Source organism: Clostridium sp., assembly GCF_050717545.1.
Taxonomy (GTDB): domain Bacteria; phylum Bacillota; class Clostridia; order Clostridiales; family Clostridiaceae; genus Clostridium_AD.
Genome location: NZ_JBOITN010000036.1, coordinates 25,196 through 50,580, shown reverse-complemented (window position 1 = coordinate 50,580; position 25,385 = coordinate 25,196). Strand labels below are relative to the sequence as shown.

Genomic DNA, 25,385 nt, shown 5'->3' with positions numbered 1-25,385 from the left:
ATTGAGTTACTTTCACTTTGAGGCTAGTACTCATTTTTGATAATTGTAAGCATACCTAATTTATGTTAATTGTGGTATGATTTAATATATATATTATTAGTCGGAATTGTAGATTATATTGTAGCAATAATTTAATTAATAAAAAGTAGTGACGTGTAATATGAAAAACACACAAACATGTTCCAAATGTAATTCAAAGAATATTATAAGAATACCAGGTAAAATTGGACCATTTAATTCTGGTAACAATATTTGGTGGGGATTTTTTGGCTTCAATATAGTAAAGGTAACAAGATATCTGTGCTGTGAATGTGGATATTCTGAAGAATGGATTGATAATAAAAATGATATAGAGAACGTTCAGAAAAAATTTAAATAGAATAAATCATTTCAGATAACCTCATATCTAACGATATGGGGTTTAATATATTTACGTTACATTAATATTTTGAAATTAACTTAATACCAATTGTGTTACTTTCACATTGGGGCTATTGAGCATTTTAAAAGAATTGTAAAAACACTTCATTTATGTAAATTATGGTATAATAGTATATATATTAGTAGTCTGGATTGTTGAAAATGATGAATATTATTTAAATTAAGTGAATGGGGGCTGAAAATGAATTCTAAAAAAAGAATAGCATTCCTAACTATGACAATTATGATGATTAGCTTATTTCTTGGATGTGGTACTAATACTATGAATAAGATTTATAACGATAATAGTAAAATAGCCAATGTATCTGATACCTTTGGATTAGATGAAAGTACGGAAACAATAAAATCAGGAATATATAAAGGGAAATTAAAATTAAGTGGAAGTGCTACTCTTTGGACATATGAAAGTAGTACAGATTTTGATTTGAAAATTCCATATACCTTATCAGTAAATAGTGGAAAGGCAAAAATTGTTTTAATATCACCTGACAATACAGTTGTTAATCTTGTAGAAAATACAGACAAAGCTACTATAAAGGGAGCAACATCATTAACTGCACCAATTAAGAAAGGTAATAATCGTATAAAAATAGTAGGCTATGAAAAATCAGATATTGATATTGAATTACATATAGATAAAGGTACATTTGAAGAAATAAGTTCAAATTAGGGTGCTTTTTAGACATTAATAATAAAAAATATTCTTATAATTTGGCACAAGTACCTCATATCTAATGATATGGGGTTGTTTGCTTTCAGATTGAGGCTGTTACTTATTAAAAAAATTGTAAATATACTTAATTTATGGTAATTATGTTATAGTTAAATATGTATTTTATGGCGAACTTATAGATTATTGCGTTTTAGATAATAAAATAATAATTAATCGTATTGGGGGAGGTACAATGGGAAAAGTGAGAGGTATCTGGAGTAAAAAACAAACAGATGAAAAAGCGCTGTCTGTACTTAGCAATGGTAGCTGGAGAAAAAAACAATGGTATAAAAAACAAACATATGAAAAAGTGCTGTCTGTACTTAACAATATTTGTTCTATAGGCATAATAATATTTGTATGTACGCAGATTTTAGGTGTTTGGAAAATTGAAACAGATGTATTTGTTCCATTGTTGGGTGTGTCAATGTTAATTCAATCCATTCAGTATTGGAAGAAAAATAAAGAGGTTTCTAAAAGTCTTTTATTGGCTGCGATACTTTCTTTAGTGTTCTCAATTTTTGAATTTATAATAAAATAAACTCAAATTTGTAAAATGGGTTGGATTAGTGAAAGTAACACAATAGTAATTGTGTTACTTTCACATTGGGGCTATTGACTATTCGTTAAAAATTTCACTTTAAATGTAACTTATAAAAGAGCTAGTTATGGTATAAAGGTATTCCCAAAAATGTTGTATATATAAATCTAATTCAAAAATGAATTAAATCAATAACAACTTGATTTATAAGGGTTGTTAAGCATTAAGTTAAATTTAACTTAATGGTTAACAAGAACAAAAGTAATTTTTTTATGATGCATATATCAAAATATAGTTCGTTTGGAGTATACCGCAGACGAACGAGAACTAATCGCCTTCAAAGTGATATTATATGGTGGTGAATATACATATAAACCGTTCATGTAATATATGGATTTTAAACGAACGAATTAATATAATAGTATAACGAGATGATTACATGAAACATACTTTTATATTAATTCGTTCGGCTGTACCCACTTTTCAACCTAAATAATTACATTTATGGGGCTATGCTTTCATTAACGTACGAAATATCATTTTTGCGTATGCTACCCCAACTGGCTACATAATTTATTGAATGATTGATTATATTATTAATAATCTTTGTTTGCTTTTGTCATAAAAACAACTCATATTACTATTGTAATACTTTAGTAATTATATATAAATTGATTAATTCCTAAAAAAATAAGCCGCAGTAAATGCATTGATTTTCTTAAAATAAATCAATGTATTTGCTACGGAATGTCTTATTATATCTACGTTAACTATAATATTAATCAAAACTTATATTAAAATTAACATATTTTTTACCTTTAATCTTTTTTCTATAAGGGGTGTCGCCAACATTGTCGGATTAACTATACTAGGGAAAATGTGAAAGGAATACAGAAGCATTACACAAATGTTAGGGGTGGGTACGGTATTCTTAATAATTGTTCGATTTTTATTAGAATAAATTGTATTCATGAGTGTATTGATTATAGATTGAGTTTATTTAGAACTTCCTCAAATTTCTTTGTAATTCCTTTATCCTTTGCTTTGTTTAATGAATGATTTACTTTTTTTTCGAGTATTGACCAAGGCACATCTTTTTTTATAGATGTTTTTAAAAAACCTTTTAGATCATCTTTAACATAATCATCATCAATTTTACTATCTTCAAAATAATTATGAAGTATCGTATCTACTATGTTTATTAGTTCTTTATTAATTTTTTCATCTTTAAATATGCTTCTATATACTTCAACATTAATATCCAAAGGACTCTCACATGTGTAATTAAAAACTTCCCTATAAATTTCACATATAAACATGAAGTATGTGGCAATAAATAACAATGATGATGATTTTCTAAAATCACCTACTCCAGGCTTATATCCATTATTATTTTTTATATATGTTAATAATAAATATGGGAACAAAAAATATTCAATAGATAATGATTTTGTTTCCTCATTACATATATACTGCCATTGGTTACCTGTTGGCGTTAATTCTCCAGCATGCCCATAAGCTACATTAGGCATTTGTCTAATTCCAGCTGTAAATGCTTGTATAACTTCTTTTGCAGGCAATACGTAAGTATATTTTTTATACAATAAATAATTATAGTTTAAATCACCTTTATATTTTTTTTGTTCTGCGATTTTTAAAGTTACATAAGCACCTCTTTGAATTTCATAGAAATATCCTAATTTTTCAAATTTGATTTTTAGTTCTCTTTGGAATTGATCCAAGGCATAGAAATCTAAGCCTCTTATTGCATTTTGACTATTGGTATACCTTGTAATATTATCCTTTAATTCCTTCATATCCTTTTCGTTATTGCTTTTCTTTGCTACTCTAATAATTTTTATAAGAATCTTGCCTTTATTGTTTTTGTTTTTTTCGAGAGTAGTTTTGGTTTTAAAATAACTCAATATTGATTTAGCGGTTTGACAGCCATTAACAATTTGTGGCTCTGTCATATTTATTACTTGATTTGTTAATTCATAATCTTTACAAACAATTGTAATCCCATTATTGTAATACCAAAATTTTTCAGGGTCTTTTTCTATCGTCTCCTCTATTTTTTTATTTATTTTAGTTTTATTTAAATAATTTCTTATGTTAGACATAAATATCATATTGTCTCCAGCTTTAACAAATTTGGCAAGCTCATTTAAACTTACACTAGCTACTATTGTATTATCGTCCATTTCAGAATTTTTTAATAAGATTATTGTAAACTTTGCATTCCTAAATTTTTTTGGTAATAATCCTTTTATTTCTTCTAATTTATCAACCATATTTGTAATATCCCAATTATAGGTATTAACATTTGTATCTATATATATATTTTTCTTAATTTGATTTTTATCTAATGGTTGAAACTCAGTGTTTGTTACATAATAACAATGAATTGTGTCCTTATTTTCATGTGTTTCCCTTATTAGTGTGCATTTTTCTTTTACAATTGATCTATTAGTTAAGGGTTCCTCTACTATTAGTCTTTTGCAATCACTTTCAAATCTACACATTGCATCAATTGAATGAGATGTTTTATATTTGCATTGCACTACATAAAGTTCATTGCTGATTTCAAAAACTGCATCAATACCGTTATCATATTTTCCACCTATAGATATAGCTTCTAATACTTCATCCTCTCTAAGTTCAAATAAATTATATAAAACCCATTCACAAAATCTTTCACCAATTAATTGCGTGTTTCCACCTTCATAACCTTCTTTAGTGATGTATTCATTAATAGATATATTTATATTATTTGCCAACTCTTGATCAAAAACATTTTCATGAAAATTTTCCTTTTTAGTCCTACTTATAGATTTATTTGATGACATATATCCCCCTTAATAAAATCTCAAATTATTTATTTGCTTTTCTACTATTCTTTTATGCTATTAACCCTATTTATATAACTCAGGGGTTACTTTTGTGTAATTTCAAACAAATACAAAAGCAATACTAAAGTATTGCAGAAATGTTGGAATGTAATAATGGCTAAGATAGGATTTAGTTATTTAAAAAGGTAATTATTTTAGACCATACGTTTTATTAGCTATTAATCTGTATTTTTTGGATTTTATAAAAGTTCGTGTTTAACAGAATAGGCGAACTTTAGCTATATTACTGCGTTTGAAAAGTCCCAACACTAAACTTACATGAAAGCGAACTTTTAATTGATAAAACGCGAACTTATCAAGTTCTTTTATTAGGGCTTCTCAACTAAGCGGTATTTTCTTATTCAAAAACTATATAGATTAATTTTATAGAAACTTTTAGATATCAAAATTTAATTAATTGTTATCTAGATAAAGGTAAACTAATTTTGACCCTTTTTTTTATCCCTTATAGATTGAATTTAGTAGGTATTACCTAAACTTAGTTAAAAAGTAAAATGACTATTTAAAAGGGAGTGATGGGTTTTTAAACTTAGCAAAAACTATTTCTGTCGAATCTGTAGGCCGTGGGTTCGACTCCCTCTGGGCGCACCATAAACGTTATATATCAAGCCTTACAGAGATGTAGAGCTTGCTATATTTTTATTTTACTTTGCTTTTACCACTGTTTAGAAACATTTTTAACATATTAAAATAGCTGACTTATAAAAACGAATAAAGTTATAACTTAAGGTGTTATCCACATCTATTGAAAGCCGTTGAAAAATATGTAATAATATATACATATAAAGAATATTAGGGGGAATTAAACATTGAAAAAATTAATTTTAGCAATTTTTTTACCAATAGCTATGGTGATTGGGCTTAGTGGTTGTAGTCAACAAGTAAAGTTAGAAACAGGTATAATAAACAATGCAACTATTAAATCTTGTGCGTATGACATTACTTTAGCTACTACAACAACAGGGATTAAGAGTAACAACCTAGATGCAGGAACATTGAGCGTCTTAAACTCAGGGAAGTTATCGCTGAACTTTAATGGCAAGATGTTGAACAAGGAAGATAGGACAAAGGTTAGCGGTAATGTAAAAGCGTCTGCTGCAGGAATATCTTTTGAAGCACCAATATACTTTGATAGTTCTAATAATGAATTAGATTTTGAACTTTTTCTAGGTGTGCCTGAGATATTAAAAAGTATGATTGGTGATCAATTAGCCAATACAACAAATTTACATTTGGCTTCGAAAGATTTGGATAGCTATATAAAAACAAATAGTTCTTCGCAGGAATATAAAAACTTTCAGGATACAATGAAAAACATGTTTGAAGGTAAGAGCAGCAAGAATGCTCAAGTTTCTAAAGATATGTTGGAAACTTTTAATTCTTATTTAGATAAAAATGAGAAAAAGGTAAAAACATTTGAAAAACTTGGTGATGAAAAAGCTTCCAAGAATGGAGTATATACTATTAAGTTCTCAAAAGAGGACATTAAAGCTATCGCAGCTAGTTATATAGGTAATGAAAAATACTTTAATAATTATAAAGCTGCTGTAAAGGAAGCTGAGGATGTTTCAAAAGTGAGTTCAGCTGGAAAAGTAAAAGCTACGAATTTGGGCGATGCTGCAACACTTATTTCGAAGTTTAATAAATTAATTGATGAGAATAAAACAGTTAATTTAGTATCTATATTTACTATAGAGGATAAGCTTATAACTAAAACAAATGTTAAACTTAATATTGTTAATGATAATATGAATAACACAACTGAAATTGATAGTAAATTAAGTGAGATTAATAAAGTAACTTCTATAACTGCTCCAGCTTCTAACGCAGAAAATACATTGGATATTATGGAATTTATTAATTCACAAGTAAAATAAATATATAAATAAAAGAGCAGAGTTGAATACCAATTCTGCTCTTTTAGTAGTTTTATTTTTAACAGCAATCTTGACAATGATGTTTTCTCTCATCACAATTTTCGCAACAATCTTCGAATGAAGAGTTATTAGAATGGCAACACCGAGGGTCACACCAAGTTTCGCTCCAAGGTTCAATCCAAGGTTCACTCCATGGGTCAGAACTATTATCAAAAGAATTGTCACAACAATTATTAGGAGAATGTTTTCTTTTACAGTGATTATTGAAAGCATCTTCAATATCATGTATATTTTTACAATTTGACATATTATCACTTCCTATCTTTAGACACTATATAATATGAGGCTTAATTGAAAATGATACTTTTTTAGTGTGTTACATCTAAAATTATTAATTAGAAGGTAGTACTAAACAATTATATTGACAAAAATCAATATTTATTGTAGTATAAATGAAAGAATTAATAATAGATTACCTTTAATTTGGTACGAGAGACCGAGAAGGAAGTAGATGTTTTAATGTGGTTTTACTACGCCTTCTCATAATAGAGAAGGCGTTTTTTGGTTATAATAGATTGTAAAGAATATAATATTAAAAATACTTTAGTATCTTTAAATTTAGTCCCGAGAGGCTGAGAAGGAGATGAATCAATATGTTAAAAGGAAGAAATTTAATTGATCCAATGGATTTTTCGTTAGTGGAGCTCGACGAAGTTTTTAATTATGCAGATAAAATAATAGAGGATCCTAAAAAGTTTTCTCATGTTTGTGATGGTAAAATTTTGGCAACACTATTTTATGAACCAAGCACCCGAACGAGATTAAGCTTTGAAGCAGCAATGCTTAGACTCGGAGGACAAGTGTTAGGTTTTTCAGAAGCTCAATCAAGTTCAGCATCAAAAGGAGAAAGTGTTGCAGATACTATAAGAACAGTGGAATGTTATGCAGATATTGCAGCAATTAGACATCCCAAAGAAGGAGCTCCTAAGGTTGCAGCTATGAGTTGTGCGATGCCAGTAATTAATGCTGGTGATGGCGGACATCAACATCCAACGCAAACACTTACAGATCTTTTAACAATAAGAAATATTAAAGGAACATTATCAAACTTAACAATAGGGATTTGTGGAGATTTAAAGTTTGGCAGAACAGTTCATTCATTAATAAAAGCTATGTCAAGATATGATAATGTAAAGTTCGTGCTAATAGCTCCTAATGAATTAAGAATTCCTAAATATATTAAGGATGAAGTATTAGAAAAAAATAATGTGCAATTTGTTGAAGTTGAAAAATTAGATGATGTTATTGGAAATCTAGATATCTTATATATGACTAGAGTTCAAAGAGAAAGATTTTTTAATGAGGAAGATTATATAAGGCTTAAAGATAGCTACATATTAGATAAAGGGAAAATGGAAAATGCTAAGGAAGATATGATAATTCTTCACCCGCTTCCTAGAGTTAATGAGATAGCTGTGGAAATAGATGCTGACCCAAGGGCATGTTACTTTAAACAAGCAAAATATGGGATGTATGCAAGGATGGCACTTATTGCTAAACTTTTGGGGGTGGATAAATAATGGTAACAATTAATAGCATAAAAAGAGGAATAGTAATAGATCATATTAAAGCAGGAGTAGGGCTCAAAATATTTAACTATCTAGGTCTTGATAATGCTGACTTCACGGTAGCACTTATTATGAATGCACCTAGTAAGAAACTAGGACGAAAAGATATAATAAAAATAGAAAATGAGGTTAATATAGACTATACTGTACTAGGTTTTATAGACCCAAACATAACAATTGACATAATAAATGGAGAAAAAATTGAAAGTAAACTTAAATTAAATTTACCGGATAAAATTGAGAATGTTATAAAATGCACAAACCCAAGATGTATAACATCTACAGAACAAGAAATTTTGCATAGTTTTTATTTAGCCAATAGAGAAAAGGGCGAGTATAGATGTATGTACTGTGATGAGAGTGATAACAATAATGGAATATCATAATAAAACACATAATTAGAATTATAAAGTATTTATAATTTAAACTAAGATTTAAATTATGCTAACAGATCTTAATATAGTGTAGGGGATGATGAATTTATGGAGTTATTAATTAAAAATGCAAGAGTCGTTGATTCATCTCAGGATTTTATTGGCGATGTCTATATAAATGAAGGTATAATATATGAAATCGGAAAAAAAATAGAAAAAGACTGTGAGGTAATAAATGCAGAGGGATATATCTTAGCCCCTTCATTTATAGATCTTCACAGTCATTTTAGAGAACCTGGATATACATATAAGGAAGACTTGCTCTCAGGAAGTAAGGCTGCAACGCGCGGCGGATATACTGCAGTAAATCTTATGGCAAATACAAAACCAGTATGTAGCTCAATGAACATAATTGATGAAGTACTAAGAAAATCTAAGGAAATTAATCTGATATATATTCACCAATGCGCTTCCATTACAGAAGATTTGCTGGGGGAATCTATAGAACACTTGTGGAAGCTAACTAATGCAGTACGATTTATATCGGATGATGGCAAGGGAGTTTCCAGTAGCAGAGTAATGCTTGAGGCAATGATTGCTGCTAAAGAAAAGAATCTAACGATAATATCTCATGCTGAAAATGAAGAACTTGTTGAAATTGATACAAGACTTGCTGAGAATATGATGACATGGAGAGATATAGCACTTTCAAAATTCACGGGTTGCAAACTTCATTTAGCTCATGTTAGTACAAAAGAAGCTATGGGAGACGTTATAAATGCAAAGAAGCAGGGGGGTCTAATAACCTGTGAAGTTACGCCGCATCATGTAGCATTAACTTCAGAAACTAGGTACAGAGTTAACCCGCCTATAAGGGAAAGCGAAGACGTTAATTTTTTAATTAAGGCTATGCAAGATGGTTTTGTAGATGTCATAGCTACGGACCACGCACCACATAGCATTGATGATAAAATAAAAGGATCTCCTGGTATATCAGGGCTAGAAACTTCATTTCCTGTATGCTACACTAAGCTAGTAGGTGAGGGGCATATCTCACTAAATAAACTTTCTGAGCTTATGTCAAGGAATCCAGCTAAAATTATGAATCTAAACAAAGGCGAAATAAAGATAGGATTAGATGGAGATTTAGTGTTACTTGATATTAAATCGAAATATAACATTGATACTACGGAGTTCTTATCTAAAGGAATTAACACGCCATTTGAGGGAAAGAGCGTAATGGGAAAAGTAATGTGCACAATTAAAGCAGGAAGAGTAGTTTATAAAGCTAAGGAAGGTTTAGATAAAGAATAGTAATACTTAGATAAAAAATAGTAATACTTAGATAAAAAAAAGACTTACAATAAAAATAGTGAAGGTGGAATAATTTTTGATTATAGATAGATTATTTAAAAGTGTAGAAAAAAATGGTCATGTATGTGTAGGACTTGATACAGATTTAGAATATTTGCCAGTGGAGTTTAGAAATAAGTTTATGCACGATGAACATGCATTATATAGATTTAATCAAATGATAATTGATGCTACATGTGATGTATCAGCATGTTATAAGGTGCAAATAGCATATTATGAAGCTCTGGGACTTAAGGGGCTTAAAGTATACCAAGACACTTTAAGTTATATAAAAAGTAAAGGATGTTTGGCTATAGCAGATATTAAAAGAGGTGACATTGCGAAAACTGCACAAATGTATGCTAAAGCTCATTTTGAAGGGGATTTCGAAAGTGATTTTATAACTGTGAATCCATATATGGGAATGGATAGCATTGAGCCATATCTTCCTTATGTGAAAAACAATGAAAAAGGACTATTTTCACTAGTAAGAACTTCAAACAAAGGTGCAGAGGATATAGAGTACATAGAGAATAAAGAAAATAAAAAGGTTTATGATATTGTAGGGGAGAAGTTAATAAAGATTGGTAGCGAATATATGGGAGAATGCGGATATAGTTCTATAGGTGGAGTTGTTGGCTGTACTCACATAGATGAAGGCTTAAAGATGAGACAAGGCCTTGCAAAAATGTTTTTCTTAATACCTGGTTATGGTGCGCAAGGTGGCGCTGCAGAAGATGTAGCTATATATTTAAAAAATGGAAATGGCGGAGTTGTTAATGCATCTAGAAGTATATTACTTGCATATAAGAAATCAGAAAATGGATCAAGCCGTTTTGAGCAATGTGCAAGGGAAGAGACAATAAAAATGCGAGATGCAATAAGAAAAGCAGCAAATAAATAGTAAAATCCATGGTCACTATCAAAATACTGGAGGGGTTTATTTGATGTGCTTAGTAGTAAAGACATATGAAAATGTTGAAATAAGTGAGGGCATATACAAGCTTTCTATAAAAGGAAAATTTGACGTAAAGCCGGGTCAATTTTTTATGTTAAAACGAGGAGAAGTAGAACCATTATTACCAAGACCTATAAGTGTGTATGACGCTGACGATGAGAAAATAAGTTTCTTATATCAAATAGTAGGGCAAGGGACAAAACATCTTAGTAATCTACGCGAAAATGATGAACTTCAAATAATGGGACCGCTGGGAAATGGATTTGATATAGAGAAAATAAAAGGTAAAATTGCTGTAGTTTCTGGTGGAATTGGCATAGCGCCACTTGTTTATTTAATCAAAAAGCTTAGTTCTTGTGAAATAGATTTATACTCAGGGTTTAGAACTGTGGATTATTCTGTGGATTCTGTGGAAAAATATGTAAATGAAATTAACTTATCCACAGAAAGTGGTAAAGTTGGGCATAAGGGATACGTTACAGATTTACTAAATCCTCGAGAATATGATATGGTTATTTGCTGTGGACCAGAGATTATGATGAAAAAAGTTATAAGTATGTGTAATGAAGTAAATATTCCGGTAATTGTGTCTATGGAAAATCATATGGCTTGCGGAATAGGCGCATGTCTTGTCTGTACTTGTAAAACTAATTCTGGAAACATGCGAACTTGCAAGGATGGTCCAGTGTTTAATGGAAAGGATTTGATTTTTAATGACTAAAGTAGAATTATGCGGTGTAAGTTTAAAAAATCCTGTTATAGCAGCTTCCGGAACTTTTGGATTTGGAGAGGAATATAATGAGTATTTCGATGTAGGAAGACTTGGCGGTATATCTGGGAAAGGCCTTACGATTAACCCAAAACAAGGTAACGATGGTATAAGGATTTATGAATCACGTGGTGGAATGTTAAACAGTGTAGGACTACAAAATCCGGGTATCGAAAACTTTATAAAAAAAGAACTCAAAGTAATGCAAGGATATAATACAGCTATTATTGCAAATGTTGGTGGTAGCAGTGTAGAAGAATATTTAGCCGCTATTGAAATGCTAAATAACGAGGCCGTAGATATAATTGAACTCAATATTTCTTGCCCTAATGTAAAATGTGGAGGTATGGCTTTTGGAATTAAATCTGGAGTTGCCTATGACATTGTACGAGAGGTGAAAAGTATATGCAAAAAACCTCTTATGGTTAAGTTATCACCTAATGCGGAAGATATAGTAGATATGGCCTATAAATGCTGCGAAGCTGGCGCAGATGCATTATCTTTAGTAAACACATTCAAAGGCATGGCAGTGGATATACATAAACGGCGCGCGATTTTTAACAACATATATGCAGGGGTATCTGGTCCTGCAATAAAACCTATGGCCCTAAGAATGGTTCATGAGGTATGTAAAGCGGTAAATATACCAGTTGTAGGGATGGGTGGCATAAGTAGCGCAGAAGATGCTCTAGAGTTTATAATGGTTGGAGCTGAGGCTGTTGCAGTTGGAACAGCGAGTTTTATAAAACCGAATATTTGTTTAGATATAATAGATGGAATAGAGAAGTACATGATAAAAGAAGGTATTAAAGATTTAAGTGAAATTAGAGGAATTATATAAAAACTTAAGAGTATTTAACGACATTTCAGCTCCGCAGGAGATGATTTACTTAAAATTGGAGGAGATATTATGAGTATTAACGTTATAGATATACTAAAAGAATCCGGTGCATTACTTGAGGGACATTTTCTGTTATCATCAGGAAGACACAGCAATAGATATTGCCAATGTGCAAAACTGCTTCAATATCCAGATAAGGCTGCGAAAGTTCTAAGTATAGTAACAGAAAAAATAAAAGACATTGATTTTGATATAGTTGTAGGACCAGCAATGGGTGGAATATTAGTAGCTTATGAAGTAGGTAGACAAACCGGAAAACCTGCTATATTTACTGAAAGGGTTAATGGAATCTTTGAACTTCGACGTGGATTTGAAATTAAGAAGGGACAAAAAGTTTTAATTACTGAGGATGTAGTAACTACGGGTAAATCTTCTTTAGAAGCAATAGAGGTTCTAAAAGAACTTGGTGCAGAAGTAGTTGGTATATGCTGCATAGTTGATAGAGGAAGTAGCATTTTGAATTATCCTATATATAGCTCTATAAAACTTGATATTGAAAGTTATGATCCAGCAGAATGTCCGCTTTGTAAAAGTGGATCTGCATATGTAAAACCAGGAAGTAGAAACATAAAATAAGTGTATCCATTTTCTTAGCTAATGCTATAACTAGAGGTATACATTGTTTAAATGCGGTCGCGTCGCCAAGTAATTCTAAAATTTATTTGATTTTAGAATTACTAAGACTCGTTTCGAACGCATTGTACGCAATATATACTTTTATTAGCATTATCTAAGAAAAAAATTAAAGGCGCGCAGAAACGGTGTCTAAGAGTTATTTGAAAGAAAGATGCAAAGTATTAATTTTAGTTACTTCTTGTTTTTTAGCAAAATTGCATGAAATATAACAACAATAACTGGTAATGCTGCAAGAACATAATATAAAATACCACTTATACTTATACCAATAAAGAAAAGCATAAATCCATATAAAAGGCTAACAATGGGAGGCAAAATATATTTTAGTATTTTAGTTTTTGTTATTGTAAATGTGAAATATGCTACAAAGGTAACACTGATTAATATTATTAGACCATTCATATTATAAACTTCACTACCTTTCTATAAATTCTTAGCTGCTATTGGATAGTAAACCTGTGCGTATATATTTTTAGATTGCTATTACTCGCCAAGTCTATCAATTAAATATCCTAATAAACCACCAAAAAATAAGGCCATTATTATAATCCAAATTGCACCTGTTAAAGTAGATTCTATTACAAAAATAGTTGAAGGAATAAATATAAGTATAGAAATAAATATTCCTTTAAAAATTCCTTGAATTTTTAAGTTTGTTGTTGAAATAAAAAATCCAATTATAATCCAAGTTAAAAAAGTTGATATATTAGCATCCCAACCTGTTTTCTGTAAAATCATCGGTAAAACATTTATAACTCCTACTATAATACCTAAAATAACACCTAAATATAATTTGTTAAATTTTTTCATAAAAGACTACTTCCCTTCTTCTTGTATTACAATGTTGAATAAAGCGTATTTTATAAATATACATTATCTGTAATAGAAGTATACCATGTAATCTATATTTTTGAAATAAAACACTAGGCTGATAGCGTATATATAGATTATAGATGATATTTTATAATATCTTTAAAAAAATCATACAGAAAAGAATAAAGGCAGAAGATTTAATAATACAATCTTCTGCCTTTATTGTTACTTAGTGAACATTTTGAGAAAAACAATGTGGATAACTTTTATTTTGTTCCATATAGGAGAAACTTCATATTGCTATTTGATCTTAAGCAAGTTATTTATTAATGTTTGGAGTTCATCATTTTTATCTTTATCCATTGGTTCTACCCCTTTTAACTTATAAGGGATACCTAAAGCTTCGTATTTACTTACTCCTAGAACATGATATGGGAGAAGCTCTACTTTATCAACGCGCGGAACCTCTTGACGTATAATCTTTGCAAGTTTTGTTATATGCTCCACGGAATCTGTAATTCCTGGTACAACAACATGTCGTACCCAAACTCTGGATTCAGATTTTCGAAGTGACTCCAGAAATACATTGACATCAGTTGAATCTCTACCAGTTAAACTAACATAACCTTGACCGGTTATTTGTTTTATATCTAGGAGAACTAAGTCTGTATATTTTAATATCTGCGTATAGTCACCGTTACCAAAACCTGCTGTATCTAACGCAGTATGAACACCGCTAAGTTTACATAATTTTAAACATTCAAGTAGAAATTCTGGTTGCAGTAGTGGATCTCCTCCAGAGAAAGTTACTCCTCCGCCAGATCTTTTAAAATATGGTTTAAAGCGAACAATCTTTTGGATAAGTTCTTCTGGAGTCATTTCATTGCCACCACTAAGTTGCCAAGTATCAGGGTTATGGCAATAGGCACATCTTAGTTTACATCCTTGAAAAAAAACTACTACCCTTATACCAGGACCATCAACAAGGCCCATGCTTTCTATAGAATGAATTTTACCTTTTACCATATATACTCCCCCTCTACTCTCAAATTTAATTAGATTTTCTTATGGAAGGTTCTACTGATAACTTCAAGTTGTTGCTCTTTTGATAATCTATTAAAATGAACTGCATATCCTGAAACTCTTATTGTAAGTGTTGGATATTTGTCTGGATTTTCCATAGCATCAACTAAAACTGCTCTATCTAATACATTTACATTTAAGTGATGTGCACTTTGTGCAAAATAACCATCTAGAAGGAAAACTAGGTTGTTTATTCTTGTATCTTCATCTATTCCAAGGGCAGCTGGTACTATTGAAAAAGTATTTGAAACTCCATCTTGGCAATAATTTCTATAAGGAATCTTAGCAACTGAGTTTAATGATGCTAATGCTCCATTTTCATCATGTCCTTGAGTTGGGTTTGCTCCAGGGGCAAGTGGTATACCACGTTTTCTTCCATCAGGAGTTGAACCAGTTTTTTTACCATAAACTACATTTGATGTAATAGTAAGTGCTGATAAAGTGTGTTCTGCTCCCTTATATGCAGGATGTTTCTTAAGAGCATCGCTGAATTCTTTGATAAGTTCAACAGCTAAATCATCAACTCTATCATCATCATTTCCGTATTTAGGGAAGTCTCCTTCAATTTTAAAATCAATTGTTATTCCATTCTCATCTCTTATTGGTGATACTTTAGCAAATTTGATAGCACTTAAGGAATCAGCTGCAATTGAAAGCCCTGCTACTCCAAACGCCATAAAATATTTAAGATCAGTATCATGAAGAGCAAGTTGACCAGCTTCATAAGCATATTTATCATGCATATAATGAATTGTGTTCATTGTATCTACATACATATTAGCAACATATTCTAAAACCTTTGAATATCTTTTTCTAGCTACTTTGTAATCAATAACTTCGCAATTAGTTTTTTCAATTCCAGGTACTACAAGTTTGCCCTTTAATTCATCTACTCCACCATTAAGTGATAGTAATAAAGATTTTGCAAGATTAGCTCTTGCTCCGAAGAACTGCATTCTCTTTCCTATTTCCATAGCGGATACGCAGCAAGCTATGCCATAGTCATCTCCGTATATTGGTCTCATTATATCATCATTTTCATATTGAACTGCGTCAGTTTGAATAGACATTTTAGCACAATATTTTTTAAATGTTTCAGGTAATTTTTCTGACCAAAGAACAGTCATATTAGGTTCTGGTGCTGATCCTAAGTTTGTTAATGTATGAAGAAATCTAAATGATGTTTTTGTTACCATTGGAGTTCCGTTAAGTGCAACGCCACCAATTGATTCTGTTACCCAGTTTGGATCTCCACCAAATAAATCATTGTACTCTGGAGTTCTAAGATGTCTTGCCATTCTAAGTTTAATTACGAACTGATCAATAATTTCTTGAGCGTCAATTTCAGTTATTGTGCCTGCTGCTAAGTCTCTTTCAAAATATATATCTAGGAAAGTAGTAGTTCTACCAAGTGACATTGCAGCACCATTATTTTCTTTTATTCCTGCAAGATATCCTAGATAAACTGCTTGAACAGCTTCACGTGCGGTGATTGATGGCTGTGAAATATCAATGCCATACTTTGAGGCCATGCTCTTTATTTGACCAAGGGCTCTTATTTGCATACTTATTTCTTCTCTATGTCTTATTAAATCATCTGTAGCGATGCCTGTAAATTCTTTTAGATCTTTTTTCTTTTGCTCTACTAAATAATCTATTCCATAAAGAGCTATTCTTCTATAATCTCCAATTACTCGACCTCTACCATATGCATCAGGAAGACCTGTTAATAGTCCTACAGTTCTAGCAACTTTTGTAGCATCTGAGTATGCGTCGAAAACTCCTTCATTATGAGTTTTTCTATATTTAGGGAAAAATTCTTTTATATCTTTATTCAAAGTGTAACCATAAGCTTCAAGTGATTGTTCTACCATTCTAAATCCACCGAATGGGTTAACTATTCTTTTGAGTGGTGCATCTGTTTGAAGTCCAACAATCACTTCATTTTCTTTATCTATATATCCTGGTGCAAAATTATCTATTCCTGATATCTCATTTGTTTCTACGTCTATAATACCTTTTTTAATTTCTTCTATAATAAGTGAATTGGCTTTGTCCCAAACTTTATTGGTCTTATCAGATGTTCCAGCTAAGAAAGTATCATCACCTTCATATAATGTATAATTTTTGTGTATAAAGTCTTTTACGTCAATTTGATCTTTCCATAAATCACCTTTGAAGTTATTCCATTGTTTAGTCATTTTAAATTCCTCCTTGATAATATATTAATTTTAATCCTATCGTTTTATCATATAGTCATATGGGTGAAGTACATCAATAATAAACATTATTAAGTAACATTTGTTGTTCAAATAGATTATACAATACTTTCTTGCGTTTGTTAATACCTACACTTTAAATTAATAACTAATTTATAAAGTAATTATTAATTGATAGTTCAATACGTAGGGTGAATATTTCTATATTTGTATTGTAATATTAAAAGTGAAACAGTTCAAGGGGTTTTATAAAAGTTGTAATATTAAGAATATTTAGTTAATCTTTAAAGGTATGGTATGTAAGGTTTTGAAGGTGTCAAACATTTAACAATAAAAAATAACAGGAATATTTTAAAATGAAACAACGCTGTATTATCTTGATTTGTAGAGAGAAACAATATAAGTTAGCGGGTATTTTAATAGCTTATATTAGTGTGTATGTTACAGCAAGTTTGAAATCTTTTTATTAATAAGATAAATAATTTGTATATATTATATGTAGCTAATATTCAGGAGAAGTATCTAAAGGTTTACAGTGTGAAAAAACATTAAAGAAAAAAATCTAAACAATAAAGAGGCTAAGCATCTTTGAAAAACCGTACTATTTTTATATGTAATGAGGTATAATAAAAATGGTATAGTTAGTTACTTAGCCATTCTCTTAATGGGGAGTGCCTAAATAATAACGGTTTATTAATTATAATGGAGGTAAATTATATGAAGAAACCAAGTATTTTTAGCAAGAATTATGATAAAGAAATAAAAAAAAGAAAAAAGATAATAATATTATTGATTATAATGCCCATAGTAGGGCTAGGTATATTTTTAATTACAGATTTTAATTCTTTATTAGATAAAGGTATAAGCATGAAGAATGGTATAAATAATATTCTGTTAAACAAGTCAGACGACACTAAAGAAGAGATACAAGTTAAAAAAGAAGAACAAGTTAAGGCAGCACAAGTTAAAAAGGAGCAAGAAGAAGTTGCCCAAAAGCAAGCAAGTGCCGAAAAAACTGAACCTGCTAAGGAAGAGGATACTACAAAAAATGAAATATTTGTAGCCACTCTCTCGGATGGACAAAAGATAAATATTGAATATAGTAAGACGGGAACAGAAAAAAATATAGTAGGCGTGTCAAACGCTAAAGAGATATCGTATGATATAAGTCCTAATAAAAAGGCAATAGTAGTTCAGAATATGAAAAATCAAGATATGTTATATGTTAATGTAAATGAAACTACAAAAGATATAACAAAAAAAGTATATGTTTCTAGTAAAAAAGTGCCTTTTACAAAACAAGAAAAGATGATAAAGACACCAGACTACGTTTGGTCAATTACACCTAAATTTATTGATGAAGATAATATTGCATACGTTAGCGAATTGCCTTGGATGAATGAAAAAAAACTGCAATATATATGGAAGGTGAATTTAAAAAATAATAAGCATGTGCAGGTTAATCGTTCATCAGGCAAAAAAATAATTTTTCAAAATATAGAATCTAAGGGCCTAGCGGCAAATATAGATGGTAATGTGGTTTATATAACGCCACTTGGGAAAATAATAAAATAAGAAGGTGTAAAGCAATGGATATAGGATTATCTTCAGCCTGCTTTTATCCTGATGTGTATACAGAAAATAGTATAGGGACGATGAAAGAGTTAGGATTTGATCACGGTGAAATATTTTTAAATACGCCTAGTGAATATGAGAAAGAATTTTTGAAGGTGCTCCTGGGGAAAAAAGAACTTTATGAATTTAACATTAATTCAGTTCATGCGTTTTCAGCTTCGTTTGAACCATATCTCTTTGATAAATATGATAGGAGACGCTCTGATATGTTACAACATTTTAAAGATGTATGCAAGGCAGCAAAGATGCTAGGCGCCAGTTGTTATACTTTTCATGGTATGCGTTATACTAATTTTGATGAGCTTGACACTAAATTTGTAATGGACATATATAATGAACTTTCATATATTGCAGCGGATGAAGGTGTTAAATTAGCACAAGAAAATGTATCTTGGTGTATGTCATCAGATTTGAGGTTATTAAATCTTTTATCTAATTCATGTAAGTACCCAATATATTTTACTTTAGATTTGAAACAGGCATGCAAAGCTAATACTTCTATTGAAAAATATATAAATGTTATGGGGAGTAATCTAGTGAACCTTCATATTAATGATAGAGATGAAAATCATCATTGTTTGTTACCTGGAAGAGGAAATTTAAATTATGAGCATATTTCTAATATGCTTAAGAAAGTAGGATATAGCGGAAAAGGAATTATAGAAGTTTACAAAAGTAATTATTCAAGTTATGATGAACTTATACAAGTGAAAAATTTCGTTTCTCTGAAATTTAATTGATTTAAATTGAGGTTAAATGCTATATAATAGCTATTATATAAAATACATTAATAGATTTTAACATTATTAAAATTATGTTGTAAATTATAAAAAATTTAGTTATAATCATAATATTAGACTATTTGAGCAAATATGCTTAATAATATTTGTAAATACTTGAAAAGTTATGTTATAATATTTAAAGGAATAAGCATTTGTGTCGATTAGGAGGAGTAATATAATGAATATTAAAATGGAAAAATTAGAGAAAAATATTATTAAATTAGAAATAACAGTAGAAGCAGAGAGGTTTAATAAATCATTAAAAAAATCTGTAACAAAAAATTCAAAAACTATGAACATTCCAGGATTCAGAAAAGGTAAAGCACCAATGAATATAATCAAAAAAATGTATGGTGAAGGTGTTTTCTTTGAAGATGCTATTAATTTCTGTTGTGATGATACATATCCAGAAGCTCTAAAGGAATATGATATAAGTCCATTAGATTATCCTAAAATTGATATCATTGAAATTGCGGAAGGAAAAGACTTTGTATACACTGCATCAGTTGTTGTTATACCAGAAGTTAAACTTGGAGAATATAAAGGACTAGAAGCTAAGAAAACTGAATATAAAGTAACAGATGACGAAATTGAAAACCAATTAAAAGGTATGCAAGAAAAAAATGCTAGAATTGAAGAAAAACTTGAAGGCACAGTTGAAATGGGCAATATAGCAATTATAGACTTTAAAGGATTTATTGAAGAGGTTCCTTTTGAAGGTGGAGAAGGAAATGATTTTGAACTTGAAATTGGGTCAGGATCATTTATTGATACATTTGAAGAACAATTAGTTGGCTTAAAAGTTGGAGAAAGTAAGGAAGTTAAAGTTAATTTTCCAGAAGCATACGGAAGAGAAGAATTAAACGGAAAACTTGCAACTTTTAATGTAACAATTAAAAGCATGAAAGAAAAAGAATTACCAGCTATTGATGATGAATTTTCTAAAGATGTATCAGAATTTGATACTTTAGAAGAATTAAGAAATGATATTAAAAAATCACTTTTATTAACAAGTGAAGATAAAGAAAAGAAAGAATTTGAAGAAGCTGTAATTGATGCTGTATGTTCTAATGTTGAAATGGACATCCCAGAAATTATGGTAAAAAGAGAAACTGACACAATGCTTAAAGATTTAGAAAATAAATTAAAGAATCAAGGATTAGATCTTGAGTCATATTATCAGTATACTAATAACACTGAAGAAAAAGTTAGAGCATTTATGAAAGAATCAGCTGAAAAGAGAGTTAAAACTGATTTGGTAATAACTGAAATAGCTAAAACAGAAGGAATCGACGCTACTGATGAAGAAATGCTTATAAAAGCAAAAGAAGTTGCTACTCAATATGGAGATAAAGATATAGATAAAACTGCAGACTTAATTATGCAGGCACAAAAACAATATCTAAAAATTGATGTTGTAAATGAAAAAGTAATAAAAATGTTAGTGGATAGTGCTAAAGTTATTGCTTAGATTACATTAAATTAATTGTCAGATATTTCTCTGGCAATTAATTTTAAATACAGGATAAAGTTATATGATTAAAAATATCTAATTGGGATAGAATTAAGGAATAGATTAGTTATTCAAGCAATACTATTATTAGAGTAAAGGAGTGAGTTGTATGAGTTTAGTGCCAATGGTTGTTGAACAAACTAATAGAGGAGAAAGGTCTTATGACATTTTTTCAAGATTATTAAAAGAAAGAATAATTTTTCTAGGAGAAGAGGTAAATGATGTTACTGCTAGTTTAATTGTTGCTCAGTTATTATATTTAGAATCTGAAGACCCTGATAAAGATATCTATTTATATATAAATAGTCCAGGAGGATCAATTACATCAGGAATGGCGATTTACGACACAATGCAATATATAAAACCAGAAGTATCAACTATTTGTATAGGTATGGCAGCATCAATGGGATCTTTCTTATTAAATGCTGGAGAAAAAGGAAAAAGATTTGCGTTACCTAATAGTGAAATACTTATACATCAGCCTTTAGGTGGATTTCAAGGTCAGGCAACTGATATCGACATCCATGCAAAACGAATCATAAAAACTAAAGATACATTAAATAGGATATACAGTGAAAGAACTGGACAGCCAATAGAGAAAATTCAACATGATGTTGAAAGAGATTATTTCATGAGTGCACAAGAGGCTATGGAATATGGATTAATAGATGAGGTTATATCTAAAAAGAAATAACTTTAAAGAAATGATTTTAAGACAAATAATGTTAGTAGAGGTGAAAATATGACAAAATTTGATGAAAAAAAACAACTTAAATGTTCATTTTGTGGTAAAACCCAAGAACAAGTTAGAAGATTAATTGCAGGGCCAGGCGTATATATATGTGATGAATGTATAGAATTATGTTCTGAAATAATCGTAGATGAATTCCAGGGAGATGTTGAACTAGACCTAGGTTCATTACCTAAGCCGTCAGAAATAAAAAAATATATAGATGATTATGTAGTTGGTCAAAATACTGCTAAAAAGTCACTAGCGGTTGCAGTCTATAATCATTATAAAAGAACAAATTCTAACGTTAATGAAGGTGACGTAGAGCTCCAAAAAAGTAATATATTACTACTTGGACCTACAGGGTGTGGTAAGACACTCCTCGCTCAAACATTAGCAAAATATTTAAATGTTCCTTTTGCTATAGCAGATGCGACTACGCTTACTGAAGCAGGTTATGTAGGAGAAGATGTAGAAAATATCCTACTTAAATTGATACAAAATGCTGATTATGATGTAGAAAAAGCGGAAAAAGGTATTATATATATTGATGAAATAGATAAGGTAGCTAGAAAATCTGAAAATCCTTCAATAACTAGAGATGTGTCTGGAGAAGGAGTTCAACAGGCATTACTTAAAATATTAGAAGGAACTACAGCATCAGTTCCACCACAAGGTGGAAGAAAACATCCTCACCAAGAGTTTATCCAGATAAACACAGCTAACATTTTATTTATCTGTGGAGGAGCGTTTGATGGCCTTGATAAAATTATAGAGAAAAGAACTAGAACAACATCTGTTGGTTTCGGAGCTGAAATAAGATCAAAAGAAGAAGTAAATGTAGGCGAACTCTTAAAGTCTATAATGCCAGGAGATTTATTAAAATTTGGTTTAATACCAGAGTTTGTAGGCAGACTTCCTATAGTAGTTACTCTTGAAGCATTAGATGAAGAGGCATTAGTTAGTATACTTAGTGAACCTAAAAATGCGCTTATAAAACAATATAAGAAATTATTCGAGATGGATAACGTAGAGTTAGAGTTTGAAGAAGCAGCCTTAAAAGCTATAGCTAAAGAAGCTATTAAAAGAAAAACTGGAGCTAGGGGTCTTAGATCTATTATAGAAGATACAATGAAGGAAATTATGTTTGATATTCCGTCGAATGAACAAGTATCTAAAGTAATAATTAATGAAGAAACTATTAGAACCAGAGTTCCACAATTAGTTTTAGTTGAAAATGGCAAAAGAGAGAATTTAAAACTTACAAAAAAAATTAAAACTAAAAAAGGTCCTGAAACAGCATAGTAAATAAATATTATAAATGTAGTTAAAAGACAGATTATGTATCTGTCTTTTTTTCTGTTTAAAAGTAAAACTTTGAAACTATAACAAGGATAGTATTATAAAAAATATTATGAAATTGCGTTAAAATATGAAAATTCTATGTTAAAAAAGAATATATTAAGCGATACTTGAGCATAATAAAAATAATGCAATATTTACTAGAATATGCAAATTTAATATGTGAAGGAGGATTAGCTTAATATATTAAGTGTTAAGCTTTAATTAATATGACAATGAAACTTTTAATGGCAATTCAACTCTTTTTTACAATAGTTATTGGATTATACTTTTTTAATGCATTAAAGTCACAGCAAAGTAGCAAGGTGACTGTCAATAAGGAAAATAAAAAAGAAATGGAAAACTTAAGGAAAATGAAAAAGATAAGTCTTACACAGCCGCTTACAGAAAAAAGTAGACCAACTAAATTTGAAGAAGTTATAGGCCAAGAAAAAGGGATAAAAGCATTACAAGCAGCAATATGTGGACCTAACCCACAACATGTTATAATTTATGGCCCGCCTGGTATAGGTAAAACGGCAGCTGCTAGATTAGTTCTTGAAGATGCTAAAAAAAGAGAAAAATCTCCTTTTAATGAACATTCAAAATTTGTAGAAATAGATGGGACTACTGTTAGGTTTGATGAAAGAGGAATAGCTGATCCGCTTATTGGTTCAGTTCATGATCCCATTTACCAAGGAGCTGGACCCTTGGGAGTGGCTGGAGTGCCCCAGCCAAAACCTGGAGCAGTTACAAAAGCACATGGTGGAATTTTATTTATTGACGAAATTGGAGAACTACATCCAATAGAAATGAATAAACTCCTAAAAGTATTAGAGGATAGAAAAGTATTTCTAGATAGTGCTTATTATAATGGAGAAGATCCCAATACACCACTTTATATAAAAGAAGTTTTTGATGAAGGGCTACCTGCTGATTTCAGGCTGATAGGTGCAACTACACGTAATCCAGAGGAAATAACTCCGGCAATAAGGTCGAGGTGTATAGAAATATTTTTTAGGGCGTTACTTCCAGAAGAATTACAGATAATTGCTGCAAATTCAATAAAAAAAATGGGCCTTAAAATTTGTGATGAGGCATTAGACCTTGTAGGCAAATACTCTAGCAATGGTCGCGATACTGTTAATTTAATTCAATTAGCTTGTGGAATGGCTATTAATGAGGAAAGAGAAGAAGTGAGTATTGAAGATATCGAATGGGTTATAGAAAATGGACAGTACTCTCCAAGGATTGAATCAAGAATATCCGATAAACCACAAATTGGTTATGTAAATGGCCTTGCGGTTTATGGAGCCAATATAGGTGCGGTAATGGAAATTGAGGCTAGTGCCAAAAGAATAAAACTAAGAAAAGGTGTTCTTAAAATAACAGGGATTATTGAAGAAGAAGAAATAAGTAGTACTAATAAAAAATTAAGAAGAAAAAGTACTGCAAGGTCTTCAGTAGAAAATGTTGTTACAGTCCTTGAAAAATATTTTAGTATAGATTGTGATGATTATGATATCCATGTAAACTTTCCAGGAGGATCACCTGTTGATGGTCCATCAGCAGGTGTAAGTATATTATCAGCAATATATAGTGCAATAAAAGGTATACCAGTTGATAATATGGTTGCAATGACAGGAGAGATATCAATACATGGCAGTGTAAAACCAATAGGTGGGGTTAATGCCAAGATTGCTGCTGCAAAAAAGGCAGGGGCTACAAGAGTTATTATTCCCCGTGATAATTGGCAAGATAGCTTTAAAAATATAGAAGGTATCAAGATTATACCAGTGAGTAGTATTGACCAGGTAATTAAGGAAGCATTAATTCAGGATACACCTAAAAAGATTACGAACATATTTGAGCCGGAAGTGGATATTATAGCAGCAGAGTCAGTAGTAGCAGAATCAATAAAAATTTAATATATTTTAGTATAAAAAAGGTAATCCATATTTAATTATTATGGATTACCTTTTTTAAATTATGTAGTATTGAAAAGTAGGTATATTATAGGTATAATATAGTAGTGGCACTATATAAATATAGTGTAACTATAAAAACATAATGAATTAGTATTTATAGTTTATGATATCTGATTAATGTAAAATCAAAAATGATATAACATTAAATAGAAGACGATTAATATAATATAGAAAAGAGG

Annotated in this window: 23 protein-coding genes; 17 read left to right on the top strand and 6 right to left on the bottom strand. The window is 30.3% G+C overall.

The annotated features are described in order from the left end of the window. The first annotated feature begins 160 nt into the window (after window positions 1-160). The 3 genes from ACREVX_RS12325 (at window position 161) to ACREVX_RS12315 (ending at window position 1,694) form a co-directional block, all read left to right on the top strand. Window positions 161-379, top strand: coding sequence for a hypothetical protein (locus ACREVX_RS12325; protein WP_431544485.1), 219 nt, complete (start codon window positions 161-163; stop codon window positions 377-379). 243 nt (window positions 380-622) lie between these two features. Continuing rightward, entirely contained in the window at window positions 623-1,111 is a 489-nt protein-coding gene (locus ACREVX_RS12320) for a 50S ribosomal protein L7ae (RefSeq protein WP_431544484.1), read from the top strand. 235 nt (window positions 1,112-1,346) lie between these two features. Then, window positions 1,347-1,694 (top strand): hypothetical protein, encoded by a 348-nt coding sequence (locus ACREVX_RS12315; RefSeq protein ID WP_431544483.1) that lies wholly within the window; start codon window positions 1,347-1,349, stop codon window positions 1,692-1,694. Window positions 1,695-2,677: 983 nt separating this feature from the next. Here the strand turns inward: ACREVX_RS12315 and ACREVX_RS12310 are convergent. Further along, window positions 2,678-4,543 (bottom strand): AIPR family protein, encoded by a 1,866-nt coding sequence (locus ACREVX_RS12310; protein WP_431544482.1) that lies wholly within the window; start codon window positions 4,541-4,543, stop codon window positions 2,678-2,680. An 872-nt stretch (window positions 4,544-5,415) separates the two neighbouring features. On the opposite strand from ACREVX_RS12310, the gene ACREVX_RS12305 reads away from it, so the two are divergent. Further along, window positions 5,416-6,483 (top strand): hypothetical protein, encoded by a 1,068-nt coding sequence (locus ACREVX_RS12305; protein ID WP_431544480.1) that lies wholly within the window; start codon window positions 5,416-5,418, stop codon window positions 6,481-6,483. Window positions 6,484-6,541: 58 nt separating this feature from the next. Here ACREVX_RS12305 and ACREVX_RS12300 read toward each other — a convergent pair whose 3' ends face one another. Beyond that, on the bottom strand, window positions 6,542-6,790 hold the full coding sequence (locus ACREVX_RS12300) for a hypothetical protein (RefSeq protein WP_431544479.1): 249 nt from the start codon (window positions 6,788-6,790) through the stop codon (window positions 6,542-6,544). A 346-nt stretch (window positions 6,791-7,136) separates the two neighbouring features. On the opposite strand from ACREVX_RS12300, the gene pyrB reads away from it, so the two are divergent. The 7 genes from pyrB to pyrE all read left to right on the top strand — a co-directional run bounded on the left by pyrB (window position 7,137) and on the right by pyrE (window position 13,042). Beyond that, window positions 7,137-8,063, top strand: a complete 927-nt coding sequence (pyrB, locus tag ACREVX_RS12295; protein ID WP_431544478.1) for an aspartate carbamoyltransferase — start codon at window positions 7,137-7,139, stop codon at window positions 8,061-8,063. Beyond that, the gene (locus tag ACREVX_RS12290) at window positions 8,063-8,497 is read left to right on the top strand and encodes an aspartate carbamoyltransferase regulatory subunit (protein WP_431544477.1); all 435 of its coding nucleotides are present in this window, start codon (window positions 8,063-8,065) and stop codon (window positions 8,495-8,497) included. Before pyrB ends, ACREVX_RS12290 begins: the two co-directional genes overlap by 1 nt. A gap of 96 nt (window positions 8,498-8,593) precedes the next feature. Then, window positions 8,594-9,799 carry a dihydroorotase gene (locus tag ACREVX_RS12285; RefSeq protein ID WP_431544476.1) on the top strand — a complete coding sequence of 402 codons (1,206 nt, stop codon included), beginning with the start codon at window positions 8,594-8,596 and terminating at the stop codon, window positions 9,797-9,799. Window positions 9,800-9,875: 76 nt separating this feature from the next. Next, on the top strand, window positions 9,876-10,742 hold the full coding sequence (pyrF, locus tag ACREVX_RS12280; protein ID WP_431544474.1) for an orotidine-5'-phosphate decarboxylase: 867 nt from the start codon (window positions 9,876-9,878) through the stop codon (window positions 10,740-10,742). Between the two features lie 43 nt (window positions 10,743-10,785). Continuing rightward, entirely contained in the window at window positions 10,786-11,517 is a 732-nt protein-coding gene (locus tag ACREVX_RS12275; RefSeq protein ID WP_431544473.1) for a dihydroorotate dehydrogenase electron transfer subunit, read from the top strand. Next, window positions 11,510-12,406 carry a dihydroorotate dehydrogenase gene (locus tag ACREVX_RS12270; RefSeq protein ID WP_431544472.1) on the top strand — a complete coding sequence of 299 codons (897 nt, stop codon included), beginning with the start codon at window positions 11,510-11,512 and terminating at the stop codon, window positions 12,404-12,406. Before ACREVX_RS12275 ends, ACREVX_RS12270 begins: the two co-directional genes overlap by 8 nt. A 69-nt stretch (window positions 12,407-12,475) precedes the next feature. After that, window positions 12,476-13,042, top strand: a complete 567-nt coding sequence (gene pyrE / locus ACREVX_RS12265; protein WP_431544471.1) for an orotate phosphoribosyltransferase — start codon at window positions 12,476-12,478, stop codon at window positions 13,040-13,042. Between the two features lie 231 nt (window positions 13,043-13,273). Here the strand turns inward: pyrE and ACREVX_RS12260 are convergent, their stop codons facing one another. The 4 genes from ACREVX_RS12260 to pflB all read right to left on the bottom strand — a co-directional run bounded on the left by ACREVX_RS12260 (window position 13,274) and on the right by pflB (window position 17,199). Then, complete coding sequence (locus ACREVX_RS12260; protein ID WP_431544469.1) at window positions 13,274-13,504, bottom strand: hypothetical protein; 231 nt, start codon at window positions 13,502-13,504, stop codon at window positions 13,274-13,276. Window positions 13,505-13,585: 81 nt separating this feature from the next. Beyond that, window positions 13,586-13,912, bottom strand: a complete 327-nt coding sequence (locus ACREVX_RS12255; protein ID WP_431544467.1) for a hypothetical protein — start codon at window positions 13,910-13,912, stop codon at window positions 13,586-13,588. Between the two features lie 303 nt (window positions 13,913-14,215). Then, window positions 14,216-14,941 carry a pyruvate formate-lyase-activating protein gene (gene pflA, locus ACREVX_RS12250; protein ID WP_431544466.1) on the bottom strand — a complete coding sequence of 242 codons (726 nt, stop codon included), beginning with the start codon at window positions 14,939-14,941 and terminating at the stop codon, window positions 14,216-14,218. A gap of 29 nt (window positions 14,942-14,970) precedes the next feature. Then, the gene (gene pflB, locus ACREVX_RS12245) at window positions 14,971-17,199 is read right to left on the bottom strand and encodes a formate C-acetyltransferase (RefSeq protein WP_431544465.1); all 2,229 of its coding nucleotides are present in this window, start codon (window positions 17,197-17,199) and stop codon (window positions 14,971-14,973) included. A gap of 735 nt (window positions 17,200-17,934) precedes the next feature. Here pflB and ACREVX_RS12240 point away from each other — a divergent pair. From ACREVX_RS12240 to lonB, 6 genes are all read left to right on the top strand, one after another. Further along, on the top strand, window positions 17,935-18,792 hold the full coding sequence (locus ACREVX_RS12240) for a hypothetical protein (RefSeq protein ID WP_431544464.1): 858 nt from the start codon (window positions 17,935-17,937) through the stop codon (window positions 18,790-18,792). A 14-nt stretch (window positions 18,793-18,806) separates the two neighbouring features. Then, on the top strand, window positions 18,807-19,592 hold the full coding sequence (locus tag ACREVX_RS12235) for a sugar phosphate isomerase/epimerase family protein (protein ID WP_431544463.1): 786 nt from the start codon (window positions 18,807-18,809) through the stop codon (window positions 19,590-19,592). 220 nt (window positions 19,593-19,812) lie between these two features. Continuing rightward, window positions 19,813-21,105 carry a trigger factor gene (gene tig, locus ACREVX_RS12230; RefSeq protein ID WP_431544462.1) on the top strand — a complete coding sequence of 431 codons (1,293 nt, stop codon included), beginning with the start codon at window positions 19,813-19,815 and terminating at the stop codon, window positions 21,103-21,105. A gap of 151 nt (window positions 21,106-21,256) precedes the next feature. After that, on the top strand, window positions 21,257-21,841 hold the full coding sequence (gene clpP / locus ACREVX_RS12225; protein ID WP_431544461.1) for an ATP-dependent Clp endopeptidase proteolytic subunit ClpP: 585 nt from the start codon (window positions 21,257-21,259) through the stop codon (window positions 21,839-21,841). Between the two features lie 48 nt (window positions 21,842-21,889). Continuing rightward, window positions 21,890-23,182: an ATP-dependent Clp protease ATP-binding subunit ClpX gene (gene clpX / locus ACREVX_RS12220; protein ID WP_431544460.1), complete on the top strand. Its 1,293-nt coding sequence runs from the start codon at window positions 21,890-21,892 to the stop codon at window positions 23,180-23,182. 266 nt (window positions 23,183-23,448) lie between these two features. Beyond that, window positions 23,449-25,146 (top strand): ATP-dependent protease LonB, encoded by a 1,698-nt coding sequence (gene lonB, locus ACREVX_RS12215; RefSeq protein WP_431544459.1) that lies wholly within the window; start codon window positions 23,449-23,451, stop codon window positions 25,144-25,146. Window positions 25,147-25,385 lie beyond the last annotated feature (239 nt).

What these genes read in the sequence shown, in the direction of transcription:
- clpP (WP_431544461.1), top strand. Translation starts at nt 21,257, where the DNA reads ATGAGTTTAGTGCCAATGGTTGTTGAACAAACTAATAGAGGAGAAAGG.
- ACREVX_RS12325 (WP_431544485.1), top strand. Translation starts at nt 161, where the DNA reads ATGAAAAACACACAAACATGTTCCAAATGTAATTCAAAGAATATTATA.
- lonB (WP_431544459.1), top strand. Translation starts at nt 23,449, where the DNA reads ATGACAATGAAACTTTTAATGGCAATTCAACTCTTTTTTACAATAGTT.
- ACREVX_RS12275 (WP_431544473.1), top strand. Translation starts at nt 10,786, where the DNA reads ATGTGCTTAGTAGTAAAGACATATGAAAATGTTGAAATAAGTGAGGGC.
- ACREVX_RS12270 (WP_431544472.1), top strand. Translation starts at nt 11,510, where the DNA reads ATGACTAAAGTAGAATTATGCGGTGTAAGTTTAAAAAATCCTGTTATA.
- pyrE (WP_431544471.1), top strand. Translation starts at nt 12,476, where the DNA reads ATGAGTATTAACGTTATAGATATACTAAAAGAATCCGGTGCATTACTT.
- ACREVX_RS12285 (WP_431544476.1), top strand. Translation starts at nt 8,594, where the DNA reads ATGGAGTTATTAATTAAAAATGCAAGAGTCGTTGATTCATCTCAGGAT.
- ACREVX_RS12300 (WP_431544479.1), bottom strand. Translation starts at nt 6,790, where the DNA reads ATGTCAAATTGTAAAAATATACATGATATTGAAGATGCTTTCAATAAT.
- ACREVX_RS12235 (WP_431544463.1), top strand. Translation starts at nt 18,807, where the DNA reads ATGGATATAGGATTATCTTCAGCCTGCTTTTATCCTGATGTGTATACA.
- pflB (WP_431544465.1), bottom strand. Translation starts at nt 17,199, where the DNA reads ATGACTAAACAATGGAATAACTTCAAAGGTGATTTATGGAAAGATCAA.
- ACREVX_RS12260 (WP_431544469.1), bottom strand. Translation starts at nt 13,504, where the DNA reads ATGAATGGTCTAATAATATTAATCAGTGTTACCTTTGTAGCATATTTC.
- clpX (WP_431544460.1), top strand. Translation starts at nt 21,890, where the DNA reads ATGACAAAATTTGATGAAAAAAAACAACTTAAATGTTCATTTTGTGGT.
- pyrB (WP_431544478.1), top strand. Translation starts at nt 7,137, where the DNA reads ATGTTAAAAGGAAGAAATTTAATTGATCCAATGGATTTTTCGTTAGTG.
- ACREVX_RS12255 (WP_431544467.1), bottom strand. Translation starts at nt 13,912, where the DNA reads ATGAAAAAATTTAACAAATTATATTTAGGTGTTATTTTAGGTATTATA.
- ACREVX_RS12320 (WP_431544484.1), top strand. Translation starts at nt 623, where the DNA reads ATGAATTCTAAAAAAAGAATAGCATTCCTAACTATGACAATTATGATG.
- ACREVX_RS12310 (WP_431544482.1), bottom strand. Translation starts at nt 4,543, where the DNA reads ATGTCATCAAATAAATCTATAAGTAGGACTAAAAAGGAAAATTTTCAT.
- tig (WP_431544462.1), top strand. Translation starts at nt 19,813, where the DNA reads ATGAATATTAAAATGGAAAAATTAGAGAAAAATATTATTAAATTAGAA.
- pflA (WP_431544466.1), bottom strand. Translation starts at nt 14,941, where the DNA reads ATGGTAAAAGGTAAAATTCATTCTATAGAAAGCATGGGCCTTGTTGAT.
- ACREVX_RS12240 (WP_431544464.1), top strand. Translation starts at nt 17,935, where the DNA reads ATGAAGAAACCAAGTATTTTTAGCAAGAATTATGATAAAGAAATAAAA.
- ACREVX_RS12315 (WP_431544483.1), top strand. Translation starts at nt 1,347, where the DNA reads ATGGGAAAAGTGAGAGGTATCTGGAGTAAAAAACAAACAGATGAAAAA.
- ACREVX_RS12290 (WP_431544477.1), top strand. Translation starts at nt 8,063, where the DNA reads ATGGTAACAATTAATAGCATAAAAAGAGGAATAGTAATAGATCATATT.